At 66.8% G+C, this 15,598-nt stretch carries 18 protein-coding genes; 7 read left to right on the top strand and 11 right to left on the bottom strand.

The window, feature by feature from the left end:
- Window positions 1-35: 35 nt before the first annotated feature.
- The 3 genes from BM167_RS01035 to alaS all read right to left on the bottom strand — a co-directional run bounded on the left by BM167_RS01035 (window position 36) and on the right by alaS (window position 4,308).
- Window positions 36-803, bottom strand: coding sequence for an alpha/beta fold hydrolase (locus tag BM167_RS01035; RefSeq protein ID WP_092887488.1), 768 nt, complete (start codon window positions 801-803; stop codon window positions 36-38).
- 48 nt (window positions 804-851) lie between these two features.
- On the bottom strand, window positions 852-1,436 hold the full coding sequence (locus BM167_RS01030; protein WP_092887485.1) for a DUF7504 family protein: 585 nt from the start codon (window positions 1,434-1,436) through the stop codon (window positions 852-854).
- 103 nt (window positions 1,437-1,539) lie between these two features.
- Window positions 1,540-4,308: an alanine--tRNA ligase gene (alaS, locus tag BM167_RS01025; RefSeq protein WP_092887482.1), complete on the bottom strand. Its 2,769-nt coding sequence runs from the start codon at window positions 4,306-4,308 to the stop codon at window positions 1,540-1,542.
- 182 nt (window positions 4,309-4,490) lie between these two features.
- Here alaS and BM167_RS01020 point away from each other — a divergent pair, with 182 nt between their 5' ends.
- On the top strand, window positions 4,491-4,979 hold the full coding sequence (locus BM167_RS01020; RefSeq protein WP_092887479.1) for a TspO/MBR family protein: 489 nt from the start codon (window positions 4,491-4,493) through the stop codon (window positions 4,977-4,979).
- A 105-nt stretch (window positions 4,980-5,084) separates the two neighbouring features.
- Window positions 5,085-7,349, top strand: a complete 2,265-nt coding sequence (locus BM167_RS01015; RefSeq protein WP_177213256.1) for a GAF domain-containing sensor histidine kinase — start codon at window positions 5,085-5,087, stop codon at window positions 7,347-7,349.
- A gap of 24 nt (window positions 7,350-7,373) precedes the next feature.
- Here BM167_RS01015 and BM167_RS01010 read toward each other — a convergent pair whose 3' ends face one another.
- Window positions 7,374-8,360: a replication factor C small subunit gene (locus tag BM167_RS01010; RefSeq protein ID WP_092887473.1), complete on the bottom strand. Its 987-nt coding sequence runs from the start codon at window positions 8,358-8,360 to the stop codon at window positions 7,374-7,376.
- A 119-nt stretch (window positions 8,361-8,479) separates the two neighbouring features.
- Between BM167_RS01010 and samp2 the strand changes: the two genes are divergently transcribed.
- Both samp2 and BM167_RS01000 read left to right on the top strand, forming a co-directional pair.
- Window positions 8,480-8,680, top strand: a complete 201-nt coding sequence (gene samp2 / locus BM167_RS01005) for a ubiquitin-like small modifier protein SAMP2 (RefSeq protein WP_092887470.1) — start codon at window positions 8,480-8,482, stop codon at window positions 8,678-8,680.
- Entirely contained in the window at window positions 8,681-9,067 is a 387-nt protein-coding gene (locus BM167_RS01000) for a GNAT family N-acetyltransferase (protein ID WP_218153753.1), read from the top strand.
- Here the strand turns inward: BM167_RS01000 and BM167_RS00995 are convergent.
- Entirely contained in the window at window positions 9,060-10,433 is a 1,374-nt protein-coding gene (locus BM167_RS00995; RefSeq protein WP_092887467.1) for a phosphoglucomutase/phosphomannomutase family protein, read from the bottom strand. The genes BM167_RS01000 and BM167_RS00995 overlap by 8 nt on opposite strands.
- Before the next feature lie 106 nt (window positions 10,434-10,539).
- Here BM167_RS00995 and BM167_RS00990 point away from each other — a divergent pair, with 106 nt between their 5' ends.
- Entirely contained in the window at window positions 10,540-11,097 is a 558-nt protein-coding gene (locus BM167_RS00990) for an NADPH-dependent FMN reductase (RefSeq protein WP_092887464.1), read from the top strand.
- Between the two features lie 68 nt (window positions 11,098-11,165).
- Here BM167_RS00990 and BM167_RS00985 read toward each other — a convergent pair whose 3' ends face one another.
- The 3 genes from BM167_RS00985 to BM167_RS00975 form a co-directional block, all read right to left on the bottom strand.
- Window positions 11,166-11,417, bottom strand: a complete 252-nt coding sequence (locus BM167_RS00985) for a GIY-YIG nuclease family protein (RefSeq protein WP_092887461.1) — start codon at window positions 11,415-11,417, stop codon at window positions 11,166-11,168.
- 246 nt (window positions 11,418-11,663) lie between these two features.
- On the bottom strand, window positions 11,664-11,843 hold the full coding sequence (locus BM167_RS00980; protein WP_092887458.1) for a hypothetical protein: 180 nt from the start codon (window positions 11,841-11,843) through the stop codon (window positions 11,664-11,666).
- Between the two features lie 255 nt (window positions 11,844-12,098).
- Window positions 12,099-12,578: an Lrp/AsnC family transcriptional regulator gene (locus BM167_RS00975; RefSeq protein WP_092887455.1), complete on the bottom strand. Its 480-nt coding sequence runs from the start codon at window positions 12,576-12,578 to the stop codon at window positions 12,099-12,101.
- A gap of 132 nt (window positions 12,579-12,710) precedes the next feature.
- Between BM167_RS00975 and BM167_RS00970 the strand changes: the two genes are divergently transcribed.
- Window positions 12,711-13,139, top strand: coding sequence for a DUF6069 family protein (locus BM167_RS00970; protein ID WP_092887452.1), 429 nt, complete (start codon window positions 12,711-12,713; stop codon window positions 13,137-13,139).
- A gap of 172 nt (window positions 13,140-13,311) precedes the next feature.
- Here the strand turns inward: BM167_RS00970 and BM167_RS19000 are convergent, their stop codons facing one another.
- Entirely contained in the window at window positions 13,312-13,461 is a 150-nt protein-coding gene (locus BM167_RS19000) for a DUF7563 family protein (protein ID WP_449271680.1), read from the bottom strand.
- A 113-nt stretch (window positions 13,462-13,574) separates the two neighbouring features.
- Window positions 13,575-14,366 (bottom strand): nickel pincer cofactor biosynthesis protein LarB, encoded by a 792-nt coding sequence (gene larB / locus BM167_RS00965; protein ID WP_092887449.1) that lies wholly within the window; start codon window positions 14,364-14,366, stop codon window positions 13,575-13,577.
- Between the two features lie 194 nt (window positions 14,367-14,560).
- Between larB and BM167_RS00960 the strand changes: the two genes are divergently transcribed.
- Entirely contained in the window at window positions 14,561-14,728 is a 168-nt protein-coding gene (locus tag BM167_RS00960) for a DUF1931 family protein (protein WP_092887446.1), read from the top strand.
- 69 nt (window positions 14,729-14,797) lie between these two features.
- Here BM167_RS00960 and rpiA read toward each other — a convergent pair whose 3' ends face one another.
- Complete coding sequence (gene rpiA, locus BM167_RS00955; RefSeq protein ID WP_092887443.1) at window positions 14,798-15,490, bottom strand: ribose-5-phosphate isomerase RpiA; 693 nt, start codon at window positions 15,488-15,490, stop codon at window positions 14,798-14,800.
- Between the last annotated feature and the right edge of the window lie 108 nt (window positions 15,491-15,598).

Genomic DNA, 15,598 nt, shown 5'->3' with positions numbered 1-15,598 from the left:
TCTCGGACGTGTCGTGGGGGCCTCGAAACCCCCGTCTACGGTTCGTCGAGAAACCGCAGGAGTTCGTCGTTGACGACCCTCGACGCCTCGACGTGCGCGAGGTGGCCCGCCCCCTCGACGGGGACGAACTCCCCGCGAGGGAGTCCCTCCGCGAGTTCCTCTGCGCGTTCGACCGGCCAGACGGCGTCGTCGGTGCCGTGGACGACCACCGCGGGGTCGGATATCTCGTAGAGGTCGTCGGCCGCGAATCGCTCGACTGCGGCGGCTTGCGCCTCCCACGCCTCCCGGTCTGCGTCCTCTTCGCTGCGCCACTCGACTATCTGTTCGACGACGTCGGGGTGCGCCTCGACGAACCGGTCGGAGAACGCCGCAGAGAGCGACTCCCCGAGTTCCTCCGCGTCAGTCGGCGCACCGAACAACGGCGAGAGGTCGATTCCGCCGCCGTACGCGGCGGTTCCGAACACCGCGAGACTCCGGACGCGCGACGTGGTTCGCGCCGCCTCGAGGGCGACCATCCCGCCGAGTCCCGCGCCGACGACGTGCGCCTTCCTGACGCCGTAGTCCGCGAGGACCGCCACGAGGTCGTCGACGAGCGTTCCGACGGTGTAGGGGCCGGGCGGCGCGTCGGACCGGCCGGTCCCGCGCAGGTCCGAGACGAGACTCTCGTAGGGACCGGCGACGGCGGCGTGTTGCCACCCCCACTGCCACGCCCCGTAGCCAGCGTCGCCGACGAACGCCACCGTCTCTCCCTCGCCGTCGGCCTCGTAGTACAGGTCGACGCTTCCGTTCGATGCGGTAGGCATAGTCGCCTCTCTCTGCGGCGGCGTCTTTACGGCACCGAACCGACGGGCCTACCGACTGGCGACGGCCCACCCGTCGTCGCCGCGGCGTTCGACGACGGCGTCGAACAGGGTCTTCAGCGTGTTCACGGTCATCTCGTCGCGCGTCGTCGGGTCGAAGAAGAACAGACCGCGGGCACCGACGGCGTCGATGCGGCCGACGAGAACGTGTAAGAACCGATACAGCGTCTCTAACTGCGCGTACTGCAACAGATGGGTGAGCGATTCGACGACGACCACCACGTCCGCGTCCGTCCCCTCCCACTCGGAGAGACACGCGGAGAGTTTCATCCCGATGCCGGTGAGGTCACCGGGCGACGAGACCGTGTAGACGGACGGACCGGCGTCGCGCCTGTCCGACTCCGCGTCGGTGACGACGGCCGCCGCCTCCGGCGACCGGCCGAGAGCGTCCCGCCAGTCTGCGCCCCAGTCGTCCGGCGACCGAGCGAACGACACGCCCGCGACGCGGACGCCGCCTTCCCGAGGAACGAGGAGGCGCTTTGCGGCCCGGTTCGAAGACGACGGCTCCGAAGACTGCAAGACGAGAACACTCGTCGCGGTGGGCGGAACGTCCGGGGCCCGTTCGGATAGTTTCATCCGCTTCGTACACGTACACAGATACGACAGGATAAATCTTGCTTTGTGCCGGTCCACGCGCCGGAATACGTCGGAAACGGTGACTGTGCCCCCGGTGCGGTACCTACGCGTTCAGGACCGTCCGGAGGACGTCGGGTGCCGCTTCGAGCGTCTCGTCGAGTTCGTCCACGTTCGGGCCGCCGCCCTGTGCGAAGTCCGGCGGGCCGCCCCCGCCGCCGCCGACGCGTCCGGCGAGTTCGCCGACGACCTCTCCGGCGTTGATGCCGACGCCGTCGGGGACGCCGACGACGAACTGCGCGCTTCCGCCCGCGGCGGAGCCGAGAACGGCGACGTTCCCCTCGTCGACGATGGCGTTCGCCGTCGCGCGGAGTTCCTCGGCGTCGCCCTCGACGCGTTGGACGACGGCGGGCGTTCCCTCGATGTCCACCTCGTCGGCCCCCGCGGCGGCGCGCGCCTCCGCGAGTTCCGTCTTCAGGCGGTCTATGGTCTTGCCCCGCTGTTTCCACTCGGTGAAAAAGCGCTCTGCGGTCTCGGGCACGTTCTCGGGGTTCACGTCGAGAATTTCGGCGGCCTCGTACAGGGCGTTCTCCGTCCGGTGCGTCGCGTCGATGGCCGCGTCGCCAGCGGCGAAGACGATTCGCTCGATGCCGTCTTGGACCGGTTCCGTGTTCAGAATCTTTATCGTCCCGATGTCGCCGGTGTACTTTACGTGTGTCCCGCCGCAGGCCTGCACGTCGTCGCCGACGGTTATGACGCGGATGTTCTGTCCCGGCGGGATACCGCCCTGATACAGATCGAAGCCGTACCGCTCTTCTGCCTCGTGGCGGTCGGGCCACTGCTGTTTGACCGGGAGGTTCCGCATCACGATGTCGTTCGCGAGGCGTTCTATCTCCTCTACCTCCTCGCGGGTGATGCGTTCGTAATGCGTCACGTCGAAGCGCGCGCGGTCGGTTCCCTTCTGTGCGCCCGCCTGTCGGACGTGGTCGCCGAGGACCTCCCGCGCGGCGTGGCCGACCACGTGCGTCGCGGTGTGGTGTCGCATCAGGCGATTCCGGCGCGTCGCGTCGACTTTCCCGCGGACGAACTCGCCTTTCCCGGGGTCGTCGTCCGCGCGGTGGAGGACGACGCCGTCGATTCGCTGGACGTCCGTTACCTCCACCGTCGTCTCGTCGGAAGAGAGCGTTCCGTGGTCCGCGGGTTGGCCGCCGCCCTCGGGGTAGAACATCGTCTGGTCGAGAACCACGTCGTAGCCGTCGTCGCGTTCGAAGACGTCGAGGACGACCGCCTCGAACTCCGTTCGCTCCTGGTCGTCGTAGTAGAGACGCTCCGTTTCGGGCAGGTCGGCGATGCGTTCGTCGCGGGCGGTCGCCTCGCGGGTGCCGCCCTCACCCTCGTGTCTGTCGGCGACCAGCGAGTAGAAGTCGTCCGGCATATCGACCGTCGCGCCCCGTTCGTCGGCTATCTCCTCGACCATGTCCGGTTGGATGCCGTGGGAGTCGTACAGTTCGATGAGTTCCTCGACCGGAATCGGGTCGCCGGAGTCGGCGTACTCGTCGGCGAGAGCGCGGACCTTCCGCGTGCCGCGTTCGAGCGTCTCGCGGTACTTCCGCTCTTCCGTTCGGACGATGTCGCGGATGGTGTCGCGGTTCCGGTAGTCGAGTCGTTCGGCCTGCATGTCCACCAGTTCGTCCAACGGGGCGTCGATGCCGACGTTGTCCACGAGGCGTTTCGTCCGCCGGAGCACCATCCGCGCGAGGTAGCCGGTGCCGACGTTCGACGGCACGATACCGTCGCCGAACATGTACGCGAGGGTTCGGCAGTGGTCGGCGATGGCGTAGATGTCTTCGAGAGGGCGGAGCAGTTCCGTCAGTTCCTCGGCGTCCACGTCGAGTTGCTCCGCGATATCGACGCGCGCCTCGTACACGTCGTCTACCTCGTCTATGTCGAGGTAGCCCGACAGTTTGGCGGCGCGGTGGACGAGGGCCTCCTCCTCCTCGGAGAGCGAAATGCCCGCGTTCTCCTTGAGGAACTGAATCATGTCGGGGTAGACGGCTTCGTAGACGGTAGCGGTGCCCTGCGACACCCACGCCCAGCGTTCGAGTCCGTAGCCGGTGTCGACGATGTAGGTGTCCATCGGCGAGTACCGGTTGCCGTCTTTCATCTCGTAGTCGCCCTCGGGGTCCTGTTCCATCGACATGAAGACGAGCGTCGCCAGTTCCGCGCCGCGGTACAGCACCTCGAAGGCGGGACCGGCGTTTCCGCCGCCGACCCACGGGTCCTCGATGTACGTTATCTCCTCTAAGTCGGCGCCCATGTGCTCGAAGAACTCGTCGCAGAGTTCGACCGTCTCGTCTTTCCAGTACACCTCGCCGGAGTAGGCGTACTCGTCGCCCACCTCCTCGCGGGCGTTGAACGCGTGGTGCGCCATCATCTCGAACGCCATCGTGTGGCGTCCCGTCTTGCCGACGTTGTCGATGTCCTGCATCCGGATGCAGGGTTGAGAGATGGTCAGCGGGTTCGCCGGCGGCGGCGTCTGACCGCTCGTGACGAGCGGTTGGAAGTCGTAGATGGACGCCTGCGTCAGGAGAACGTCGTCGCGCCAGCGGTTCGCCGCGACCGGGTACGGTTCGATGCGCTCGTGGCCGTGTTCCTCGAAAAACGAGAGGAACTTCTCTCGCATCTCCTCGAGCGTGTACTCCTCGTCGAATCCGGGGTTGTCGATGAAGGTGTAGTCGTCGGCGGGCGGTTCGCCGCAGGTCTCTCGGTCGGGGTCGCGCGTCCAGAAGTACGCGTCCGTCACGGGACACTGCTTCCGGTGGAACCCCTCTTCCTCGAAGTAGTCGAGGCGATACTCCTCTTCGAGTTCGCTCATTACCCGTGATTGACCTACGACCGGGTAAAACAGTTCCGGGTACGCTGGGCCCGAGCCGCCGGTTTCGACTTCGTTTCTCCCCCGAAATCGGAGAAACGAGCCCCGCGCTCCCGGCGGCTCTCGCCCCCACTCCGTCGCCGAGTCGGCGATACTGCTAACCCGTCGTCGCGCCTTGTTCCCCTATGGAGATACGCGAGACGGTCTCGGGGCGGTCGATAGGCGAGTGGATAGTGTGGGTGGGGGTGTCGCTACTGGCGGGCGTCGTCGGAAACGGGCTGTCGGGGACGGCGGTTCGGACGTGGTATCCGACGCTCGTGGAACCGTGGTTCGCGCCGCCGAACTGGGTGTTCGGGCCCGTCTGGATAACGTTGTACGTCCTGATGGGGACGGCGGCGTTTCTCGTGTCTCGGTCCGCGGACGGACGGACTCGCCTCGCCCTCGTCGTCTTCCTCGGCCAACTGGTGTTGAACGCCGCGTGGTCGGGGGCGTTCTTCGGTCTCCGGTCGCCCGCGTACGGACTCGTCGTCATCGTCCCGTTGCTCCTCGGCGTCGGAGCGACGACGGCGCTCTTCGCCCGCATCGACCGACGGGCGGCGGCGCTCGTAACCCCGTACCTCCTGTGGACGGCGTTCGCCACCCTCCTCAACTACCAGTTTTGGGTGCTGAACTGACGGTCGCCCCTCCCCGAGCGGCGTACCTCGGAGCCGGAAGCGTTATGCCCGGTCTCAGTCGTTATTAGCGGAACTGACGTGTCCGAACGCGAGACTGTGTGGTTCGTGACAGGGGAAGCGGTACCGGACGTCGATTTCGGTGCGGGTATCGAACTGTCCGCGAGCGACGGCTATCCGGACCGACGCCGCGACTGCGGCGTCGTCGTCGTCACGGACCCCGCACGAGTCGTCGAGACGACGGCCCCGACCGTCTGTTACACCGACTTCGACCCGGAGGACGTGCCCGACCCCGGCCGGTTCGACGCGTTCGTCCCGCGCGGCGAGACGGCGATGCTCGAGACGCAGGTTCGGTGGCTCTTGGCCCGCGGTCCGCGCCGCGAACCGTCGGCCGCCGGGACGGAGAGTTCGGTCAGTACGATCGACGAACGGTCACGCCTCCAACGTCTCTACGAGGGCACCACCGCACTCGTCGCCGCGGAGACGACGTCGGAACTGTTCGCCCGCACCCTCGACATCGCAGACGAGATACTCGACTTCGACAACTCGACGATATGCGTCCACGAGGGCGACCGCTTCCGCGTCTGCGCGAACGTCGGCACCCTCGAACTCGACCACACCGTTCCCGACGACACGGGTATCCTCGGAGAGACGTACTGGTCCGGCGAGTCCGTCCTCGTCGACGACGTCCGCGAACATCCGGCGGCGGCCCCGAACGACCCGGACCACCGGTCGGTCGTGAGCATCCCCATCGGGGAGTTCGGCGTCTTCCAGGCGTTCTCGACGACGGTCGGCTCGTTCGACTTGACTGACTTTCATCTCGCGGAACTGCTCGTCTCCTACGCGGCGGAGACGGCGGCCCGAATCGAATCCGAAGAGACCGTCCGCAGGGGCCGAGAACGGGTCGAGGCGCTTCACGGCGGCGCGGTCGAACTCGCGGCGGTGACGGACCTCGAAGAGTTGTTCGAACGGGCCGTAGCCGTGGCGGAGGACGTACTCGCGTTCGACATCTGCAACATCGGCGTCGTGGACGGAGACGACATCACCCCTGTCGCCGCGTCCTCGGGGGTAGCGGAGGACGGCGTCCAGAAACTCTCGCTCGACGACGGCAGCATCGCCGCGAAGACGCATCTGACCGGCGAGACGCACGTGGTCACCGACATGGCCGAAGACGAGGACGCCGAACCGGCGAAATCGACGTACCGGTCGGGGCTGAGCGTCCCCATCGGCGACGTGGCGGTGTTTCAAGCGGCGTCCTCGCTGCCGGACGCGTTCGACGAGACGGACGCCGAACTCGCCGAACTCCTGATGGCGCACGTCGCCGTGACCGCCGACAGAATCCGCGCCGAGGACGGCCTCCGCGAGGAACGCGACCGCTCGACCGCCCTCTTCGAGCAGGTGTCCGACGCCGCCGTCGCGTACGAAATCGACGGCGCGTCGGGCACGGTGCGGGTGCGAGAGGTCAACCGGACGTTCGAGGAGACGTTCGGCGTCGAGGCGTCGGAGGCCGTCGGACGGGACCTGACGGAGTTGGTCGTCCCCGACGGCGTGACGGACGCCGCCGAACTGCGCGTCGTGGACGGCGAGAGTCATCGCAGCGAAGTCCGCCGGTGCGGGCCCGACGGCGAACGCGACTTCATCCTGAACGTCGTGCCGTTCGCCTCCGGCGGGAGGGCAGACGAGGGGTTCGCGCTGTACACCGACATCACGGAACGAAAGCGCAGGGAGGCGGAACTCGAACGGCAAAACGAGCGGTTAGCGGAGTTCACGAACATCGTCAGCCACGACCTGCGGAACCCGCTTTCGGTCGCGCGCGGGCACCTCGAACTGGCCCGCGAGACGGAGTCAGAGGAGTCGTTCGAGGCGGTGCGAGAGGCGCTCGTTCGGATGGAGACGCTCATCGACGACCTGCTCTCGTTGGCGCGGCAGGGCGCGGTCGTCGGCGACCCCGAACCGGTCGACCTCGGAGAGGTCGCGTGTCGGGCGTGGCAGACCGTCGACGCCCCCGACGCGACGCTCTCGGTTCCGGCGACCGCGACGGTGGTCGCAGACGGTGACCGACTCGACGAACTCCTCGGGAACCTCTTTCGGAACGCCGTAGAGCACGGCGCTACCCGGGAACGAGAGTCTGCGGTGACGGTCACCGTCGGTCCGTTGGCGTCGGCAGACGGGTTCTACGTCGAAGACGACGGCCCCGGCATCGCCCCCGACCGCCGCGACGCGGTGTTCGAACCGGGCGAGACGACGGGCGGCGACGGAATCGGCTACGGCCTCCCCATCGTCCGCCGAATCGCCGAGGCGCACGACTGGTCGGTGACGCTGTGCGAGTCGGCGACCGGCGGGGCGCGCTTCGAGTTCACCGGGACCGAGTAAACGAGAAGAGACGGGGAGTCGAGGCTACTCGTCCGACGCGCCCGCGAGAGACGCCAGCAACGCTTCGAGTTGCACCTGTTCGTTCGCGCCCTCGGTGATTCTGTAGTCCGCCTCGCCGATGCGTTCCATCAGGCGGACGGTCGCTCGTTCGTCCAGGTCGAAGTCCCACACCGACCGGTGGAGTTGGTCGATGATGTCGCCGCCCGCCATCCCCGTATCGACGAGGAGCGTCTCCAACTTCGACCGCGCGCCGAGGAAGTCGCCGTCGATGGCCGCGACGACCATCTCCTCTATGTCCTCGGGGCGGGCGGTGGAGGTTATCATGTACACCGCCTCCTCGTCCACCACGTCGCCCGTCGTCGCCGCGGCCTGCAGGGAGTTGATGGCGCGGCGCATGTCCCCGCCCGCCGCGTAGACGAGGGCGTCGAGTCCGTCCTCGGTGAGTTCGATTCCCTCGGTCTCCGCGATATCTTCGACCTGCGCTCCGACGGCGTCGTCGGAGAGCGGAGAAAAGCGGAAGACGGCGCACCGCGACTGGATGGGGTCGATGATCTTCGAAGAGTAGTTACACGAGAGGATGAAGCGAGTGTTGTCGGAGAACTGCTCCATCGTTCGGCGGAGCGCGGACTGCGCGTCCGACGTGAGGGAGTCGGCCTCGTCCAAGAAGATGACGCGGTAGTCGTACCCGCCGAACGACGAACGCGCGAAGTTCTTGATTCGGTCGCGGACCACGTCGATGCCGCGTTGGTCCGACGCGTTCAGTTCGAGGAAGTTGCCGCGCCAGTCGTCGCCGTAGATGGCGCGCGCGATGGCCGTCGCACAGGTCGTCTTCCCGATGCCCGCCGGTCCGGCAAAGAGGAGGTGGGGGAGGTCGTCTTGCTCGATGTACGACTTCAGACGGTCCACGATGTCCTCTTGCCCGTACACGTCGTCCAACGTCTGCGGGCGGTACTTCTCTATCCATATCTCTCGGCCCGCCGGCGTGGACTCCGAGTCTGCGGCCTCGCTCATACGCCCCACACGGTCCCCCCGACTGATAAAGAACCCGCGTTGCGTGCGAGCGACGCCGGAAGAGACCGCCCGAGGGACGGAGAGAAACCCTGAAACCCGCGGCGGGCGGAGCCACGGCCATGCAGGTGACCGTCGAAGTCGTCGGGGAGGAGACGCGCGAGGTGGAGGTGGGCGACGGCGGGACGTACGCCGACGTGGTCCGCGCGGTGGACCTCAGCCCGCACGAGGTGTCCGTCCTCGTCGACGGCGCTCCCGTCCCCGAGGACCAGCCCGTCGAATCGTCAGAGCTGAAGGTTCTCAGGCTAATCAAGGGCGGATAGATGGGGCTCGCGGTCAGGGCGGCGACCCTCGACGACCACGGGAGCGCGATGTTCCTCCTCGACGGCGCGATGCTCGACGCCGACGCCGAGGCGGTCCGCCGCCGAATCGACGCGGGGTCGGTGTTCGTGGCCGTCGCGGGGGGCGACCCCGACGGCCGCGTGGTCGGCGTCTGCGTCCTCGACGGGCGCGAAATCGAACAGATAGCGGTCCGCCGAGAGCGTCGCGGCCGGGGCGTCGGAACCGCGTTGGTCGAAGCGGTCGATTCGCGGGTCGACGGCGAACTGACCGCGGAGTTCCGCGAGAGCGTGAGGCCGTTCTACGACTCGCTCGGGTTCGAGGTGCGCGAGGCGGAAACCGAGGGGCGCTTTCGGGGCGTCCTCAGATGAGCGGTGCGACCAGTTCGCGGCCCGCTTCCAGCAGGGTATCGACGTCCTCCCGACTCGACGCCTCGGCGTAGACGCGCATCATCGGCTCCGTCCCCGAGGGGCGCACGAGCAGCCACGACCCGTCTTCTAAGAGGAGTTTGAAACCGTCGAGCGTGACGACTTTCGCGATGTCGCGTCCGGCCACCTGATCGGGGAGGTCGCCGTCTAAGTCGTCTATGACGCGGTCCTTCTCGGAGTCGGGACATTCGAGCCCTATCTTGTCCGCGACGATGTCGCCGTGTTCCGAGAGGAGGCGGTCGACGCGTTCGTCCATCGGTTCCGCGGCGGTGGCCGCCGCGCCGAGAAGACCCATCAGGACGCCGTCTTTCTCGCGGACGTGTCCGCGGACGGAGAACCCGCCCGATTCTTCGCCGCCCATCAGGGCGTCGTGGTCCTTCATGGCGTCCGCGACCCACTTGAAGCCGACCGGCGTCTCGAACACCTCTTGGCCGTGGGCTTCTGCGATGCGGTCGATGAGGAACGTCGTGGAGACGGTGCGGACGGCGGGACCGCTATCGGATTCGAGCAGGTAGTCGTAGGCGGCGGCGAAAAAGAGGTTCTCGTCCAAGTGGCCGCGTTCGGGAGTGACGAACGCCACCCGGTCCGAGTCGCCGTCGTTCGCGACGCCCAAGTCGGCATCCTCCTCGCGGACGGTTTCGACCAACCGTTCGAGATTTTCAGCGCTCGGTTCCGGCGGACTGCCGCCGAAGTCCGGGTCCTGTTCGTCGCGGATGCTGATGACCTCCGCGCCCGCCGATTCGAGGAGGGCGTCCGTGACGCCGCGGCCCGACCCGTGCATGGCGTCGTAGACGACGGTGAGACCCGAGAGGTCGGCGTCCACGAGTTCCCGCGCGTGCTTCGCGTGCGGGGAGACGATGTCCACTTCCTCTATCGTCCCGCGTTCGTCCTCGGGAAGTAGGTCCGGTTCCGCGAGGCGTTCGACGATGGCTTCGGTCACGTCGGGGAGGGCGGGCGCGCCGTCCGAGGGGATGAACTTCACGCCGTTGTACTCGGCGGGGTTGTGCGACGCCGTGACCATGAGCGCACCGGAGAGTCCCCGTTCGACGATGGCGTAGGCGACGAGCGGTGTCGGTCGGTCCCGGTCGGGGAGGAGAACGTCGAAGCCGTTGCCCGCGAGCACCTCCGCGAGCGACTCGGCGAACCCGGGCGACGTCTCGCGGGCGTCGTACCCGACGAACACCGGCGCGTCGTACCCCTCGTCCGAGAGGTAGTCCGCCACCGCCTGTCCGACCACTCTGAGTCTGTCGTCGGTGAACGTGTCGAGCGTCGCACGCCAGCCGTCGGTTCCGAAGGAGATTTGGTCCATACGTGAATCTCTGTTGCGTCCGTCAAAAAGGTACGGCGCGGAGACGGTAGACGTTCCGTACTGGCTGCCGACGGGCTTTTCAGCGGATGGGTCCAGTTCGCTAACGATGACGAAGGTTATCGCCGTCTGCGGAAGCAGGCGCGACGGAAGCCACACCCTGAAAGCCCTTCGCACCGTCCTCGACGCCGCGCGCGAGGCGGGTGCCGAGACGGAGATGCTGGACCTCGGTCGCGCGGAGTTACCGCTCTATCACCCCGACGAGGACGAACAAGGCGAGTCCGCCCACCTGACCCGACTGGTCCGAGAGGCGGACGGCGTCGTCCTCGGGTCGCCCGTCTATCACGGGTCGTACTCCTCTACGTTCCGCAACTTCCACGACTACTGCTCGTTCGACGACTACGAGGACACCGCCGTCGGACTCGTCGCCGTCGCCGGTGGAGGCTCATACGGCGCGACGCTCGAACACATGCGAAGCACCGTCCGCGGCGTCCACGGCTACGTCGTCCCGCAGCAGGTCGGAATCAGAAAGGGGTACGACAAGTTCGAGGGCGACGAACTCGTCGACGAGGATATCGAAGACCGACTCGTCTCTCTCGGCGAGGCGGTGTTCGACCACGCCGTCCGACTCGACTGCGAACCGGTCGCCGCCGCCGACTGCGACTGAGGGTCCTGTCGAGTCGGCTCGGTCCGCGCCACCGCAGAGAACCCGTCCCGAGACGGGCCGTTCCGCGTCTACTCGGTCAATCCGACCAATCGCTCTTTGCGCCGCCGCGAGAACTGCTTTACCTCGTACTCGCGAGACATCGCCGCGGACTTCGAGTCGAACGACTCGACGTGGACGAGTTCGACCGGCGTCCGGCCGCGAGTGTACTTCGCGCCCTCGCCCGCGTCGTGTTCGGCGACGCGCCGTTCGACGTCCGTGGTGTACCCGGTGTACAGCGATTCGTCGGCGCACTGGACGACGTAGACGTAGTGTTCGGGCACGCCGGGAGGTCGGCGTCGGACGGCAAAAAACCCGCTCGAACGCGCCCGGTGAACTCAGTCGGTGTACGAAAACTCCGTCCCGCCGCACTTCGGGCAGTCCTCTCGGCCGACGGGCTTCGGACCGATCGATCGGAGTCCGAGAAGGACGACGCTACAGGCGTCGCAGACGACGTTCACGGGCATCAACCGAGTGAACGGGCGAGTCCGTCCGCGGCGCGTCCGACCGACGGACTCGGGCGCGCCCGTTCACTCATCTTCGGGGAGTCGAACCGGCCCCTCCCCGGTCTTTGCCGCGAGGTTGAGCAACTCCACCTCGTGTCCCCTCGACACGTGTTCTCCGAAGAACTCCTGTGCGGTGTCGTAGTCGTCGAAGAGTTGCTCTTCTCTGCAGTTTCGACACGCACACCGATAGACGCTACTCGCCACGTCCCTTCCCTCCGACGGCGGCGCGCCCGTCGCTCTCGACTCTGACTCGCGGTTCTCGGTAATCGCTCGCCGACGAAACGACCGAGACCATGCTCGTCACCAACACCCCGTCCCCACGACCGAGTACCCGATTGTCACACACTCCCATCGGATAGAGCTGGGTTTGGCCATGTAAAAATAATTTCGGCCGTCATTGATTACGGATTAATCGTATCGCCTCTACCTTTATATTTCAAAGATCAACTGGAGAATTCATTACTCGTCGGAGACGACTCCCTTCCCGAAATGGTTGAACGGCTGCACGTACGCGCAGCGTCTGAGTCGTTCGCTGACGATAGTGAGCCCCAACTCGTCTATCTCCGTGGCGATTTGGTGTATCTCGTCCGAGTCGTTCGAGACGGCCAAGACGCGGACGTTCTCGTGGGCGCTCAGCATCTCTTCGACGCGGACGACGTGCGGGAGTTCTAACGCCGCCTGAGCGAGTTCCTCGCGCCGTTGGATGGGTGCGGTACAGCAGAATTCGAGCCGGATAGAGAATCCGGCGTTCCGGTAATTTATCACGGGAACGTACCCTTCGAGGACGCCCATCCGCTCCATCTTCTGGATGCGGTTGCGAACGGTCTGGTCCGACACCGGAAGCTCTCTGGCGATATCGACCGGGGTGTTGTTCCGCGCGTCTTTCTGGAGGAGATGAAGTATACCTAAGTCGGTTTCGTCGAGTCCCTCGGCAGCCATGAGTGAGGTAGTAGCAGCGGGGACAATGATTCTTTGCACCACAGCCGAGACGGGGCGCGCGTATCGGTGCGACGTGACCCGAACGGGCGGCCGAGATACTAGCTTATCTCCGCAACGAGCGTACTACGGCGTATGGCAACCACCACTACTCGATACGCAGTCCCCGCCGACGCGGGAGAACTCGCCCGACGAACGACGCTCGGCGTCCTCGTCGCCGTCGTCGCACTGCTGTTCGCTCGGGGCGTCGTCACCCTCCTCGGCGTCGAACTCGGCGCGACGGGGGCGACGAGCCCGTTCGCTCTCGGACCCCTGTTCGGAAGTGCCGTCTTCGCCGGCGTCGGGGCGGCCGTCGCCTACGCCGCGTCGGTGAGGCTGACCGACCGACCGGTTCGCAGTTTCGTCGCGGCGTCGGCCGTCGTCTTCGCGGCGATGCTCGTTCCGGTGGTCACCGTCGCCCCGACGTTCGGCGTCACCACCGCCGGACAGGTCGTCTTGGTCGTCTACCACGTCGCAGTCGCCGTCCCCCTCGTCGCGTTCGTGACCGGTGCCGTTCGGCCGTGACTCTTCGGCTCGCTTCGTAGCCCGGAGCCGGAACGGCACTCAGCATCCGTTTTTCTTCGGTCTCTCCGGCGTCGTGTCCGACTTCCGCCACAGAGAGGCCGTCGCTCGTCGAGTATCGTCCGCCGCAGCGCAGAAATCGGCTTCGCGTGGTGGTCTTTCGCCGCTTCAGTGGTCATGCAGTGCGGGTGCGTCGCCGCGCAACCTCCGCGATACCCGCGTTCGCCGAACAGTTTGGACAGGCGAGAACTCGCCCTCGTTCGTCGGCGAACACGCGCGCGAAGTGTTCTGAGACGTGCGACCCGCAATGGTCGCAGGTTGGCATGGTTGAGTCCGGCAGCCACCACAGTGCCGGTACAGTCCGTACGCGCCCCAGCCATAATACCGCTTCGCACACGTGCGAGAGTACCACACGAACGTCGGCGCGTCGTCGGAGGGTCAGTTCGAGTCGGATTCGGGACCGTCCCCCGAACCGGCCTCTCTCGCGTCCGATACGGCGCGGGCGACGAGTCCGGCCTGCGCCCCGGCGACGAACCCGGCGTCGATGTTGACAGTCGAGATGACGGTACAGGACTGTAACATCCCCGAGAGCGCCGCGTCGCCCTCGCCGCCGTGGCCGTATCCTGTCGAGACGGGGAGACCGACGACGGGCGTGTCGACCAACCCGGCGACGACGGTGGGAAGCGCCCCCTCGCGTCCGGCGGCGACGACGAGAACGTCGGCGGCCCGCAGGTCGTCGAGGTGGTCGAGAACGCGTCCGAGGTGGGCGACGCCCACGTCTTCGACGCGCGTGAGGGACGCGCCCATCTCGCGGACGATGACGGCCGCCTCGCCCGCCGCCTCGGCGTCCGAGGTGCCGCCGGTGACGATGCCCACCGTCGCGTCGAGAACCGGCGGTTCGAAGTCCGGCGCGTGGGCGACGAGCGTCCGCGCCCGTTCGTCCCGTTCGAGTTCGACCTCCGCGTCCAGTTCCGCGGCGACGGCATCAACGTGCGCCTGCGACGCGCGCGTGAGTATCGCGTGACCGGTGGAATCGACGGCGGCGGCCGCCAGCGTCGCCGTCTCCCCGGGCGTCTTCACGTCCGCGAGGATGGCTTCGGGGACGCCGCGGCGCGTCTCGCGGGCGGCGTCGAACCGCCCGGCGTCCGTCGTCGCGTACCCCGATAGCCGCGTCTCGGCGGCCGCCGGTGAGAGGTCGCCCGCCGCCACCGCCTCCAATATATCTCGCATGTGCGCTCGTTCAGGTTGCTCCCCCACGTACGTGTCGTTTTAGCTCCGAGAGAGACCTCGCCGGGCGAACTTTCCTTATCACACCTCCCACTATATAAATCCGTTCCCTCTGAAAGCCCATAACCTTCCGGTAGGGGCGTAGAGGCGGCAGATTTGCGAAATCTTATTAAGTAGGACTCTGAAAGGAGGGTTGTATGGCAGACCTTATTGTCAAGGCAGCCGTCAAGGAAGCGCTCAACGACAAGAACGTCGCTTCGGACTTCTACGACGCGCTCGACGAGGAAGTCAACGAACTGCTCGAAGACGCCGCCCGCCGCGCAGAACAGAACGACCGGAAGACGGTCCAGCCCCGCGACCTGTAATTCGGTTCCCGATTCGACCCCGATTTTTTCGACGCTGCGAGTCCGACAGCGACGGCCGTCCTCCGAGCGTCAGCCTCGCGTTCTGACCTCGACGCCGTCGTCCGTCCCGACGTACACCTCGTCTACCATCCCGACGAACAGGCCGTGTTCGACACAGCCCGGAATCGCGGAGAGGTCGGACGAGAGCGTCGCGGGGTCGTCGATGGGTCCGAACTCGCAGTCGAAGACGAGGTTCCCGTTGTCGGTCACTACGGGGCCGTCCTTCCGTTCTGCGCGTCTGAGCGTCGGGTCGCCGCCGAGTTCTCGGAGTCGGGCGGCGACGGTCGTCCGCGCGTCCGGCAGCACTTCCACCGCCACCGCCCGGTCCAGCGTCGTCGCCGTCTTCGAGGGGTCCGCGACGACGACGAACCGGTCGGCCGCGGCGTCTACCACCTTCTCTCTCGTGTGCGCCGCGCCGCCGCCCTTGATGGCGTTCAGGTCGTCGTCCACCTGGTCCGCGCCGTCTATCGCGAGGTCGAGCGTCTCCACCTCGTCCAAGGCGACGAGGGGGACGCCCTCCTCTCGGGCGAGTTCGCGCGTCGCAAAGGAGGTGGGGACGCCGCGAACGTCGAGTCCATCGTCGACGGCGCGGGCGATAGCGCGCACGGCGAACGCCGCGGTACTGCCGGTTCCGAGTCCGACCGTCGTTCCGTCCGTCACGAGTTCCGCCGCGCGTTCGCCGGCGCGACGCTTCTGGTCGTCCGTGCCGCCCGTCGTCTTCATACGCGTTACTCCGAGAGGCACGGCGAAAAGCCTTCGAACGGGACCGGGCCGGCGGGGAGTCGCCGTCGGCGACAGACGACCGCGCGGCGAGAAAGAACCGAGACGGGA

It is taken from the genome of Halopelagius inordinatus (genome assembly GCF_900113245.1).
Taxonomy (GTDB): Archaea; Halobacteriota; Halobacteria; order Halobacteriales; family Haloferacaceae; genus Halopelagius; species Halopelagius inordinatus.
This window is presented reverse-complemented; position numbering and strand designations above follow the sequence as displayed.

Bases quoted from the DNA above. Each gene is read 5' to 3' on its own strand.
- BM167_RS01035 (WP_092887488.1), bottom strand. From the start codon at position 803: ATGCCTACCGCATCGAACGGAAGCGTCGACCTGTACTACGAGGCCGAC.
- BM167_RS01030 (WP_092887485.1), bottom strand. From the start codon at position 1,436: ATGAAACTATCCGAACGGGCCCCGGACGTTCCGCCCACCGCGACGAGT.
- alaS (WP_092887482.1), bottom strand. From the start codon at position 4,308: ATGAGCGAACTCGAAGAGGAGTATCGCCTCGACTACTTCGAGGAAGAG.
- BM167_RS01020 (WP_092887479.1), top strand. From the start codon at position 4,491: ATGGAGATACGCGAGACGGTCTCGGGGCGGTCGATAGGCGAGTGGATA.
- BM167_RS01010 (WP_092887473.1), bottom strand. From the start codon at position 8,360: ATGAGCGAGGCCGCAGACTCGGAGTCCACGCCGGCGGGCCGAGAGATA.
- samp2 (WP_092887470.1), top strand. From the start codon at position 8,480: ATGCAGGTGACCGTCGAAGTCGTCGGGGAGGAGACGCGCGAGGTGGAG.
- BM167_RS01000 (WP_218153753.1), top strand. From the start codon at position 8,681: ATGGGGCTCGCGGTCAGGGCGGCGACCCTCGACGACCACGGGAGCGCG.
- BM167_RS00995 (WP_092887467.1), bottom strand. From the start codon at position 10,433: ATGGACCAAATCTCCTTCGGAACCGACGGCTGGCGTGCGACGCTCGAC.
- BM167_RS00990 (WP_092887464.1), top strand. From the start codon at position 10,540: ATGACGAAGGTTATCGCCGTCTGCGGAAGCAGGCGCGACGGAAGCCAC.
- BM167_RS00975 (WP_092887455.1), bottom strand. From the start codon at position 12,578: ATGGCTGCCGAGGGACTCGACGAAACCGACTTAGGTATACTTCATCTC.
- BM167_RS00970 (WP_092887452.1), top strand. From the start codon at position 12,711: ATGGCAACCACCACTACTCGATACGCAGTCCCCGCCGACGCGGGAGAA.
- BM167_RS19000 (WP_449271680.1), bottom strand. From the start codon at position 13,461: ATGCCAACCTGCGACCATTGCGGGTCGCACGTCTCAGAACACTTCGCG.
- larB (WP_092887449.1), bottom strand. From the start codon at position 14,366: ATGCGAGATATATTGGAGGCGGTGGCGGCGGGCGACCTCTCACCGGCG.
- BM167_RS00960 (WP_092887446.1), top strand. From the start codon at position 14,561: ATGGCAGACCTTATTGTCAAGGCAGCCGTCAAGGAAGCGCTCAACGAC.
- rpiA (WP_092887443.1), bottom strand. From the start codon at position 15,490: ATGAAGACGACGGGCGGCACGGACGACCAGAAGCGTCGCGCCGGCGAA.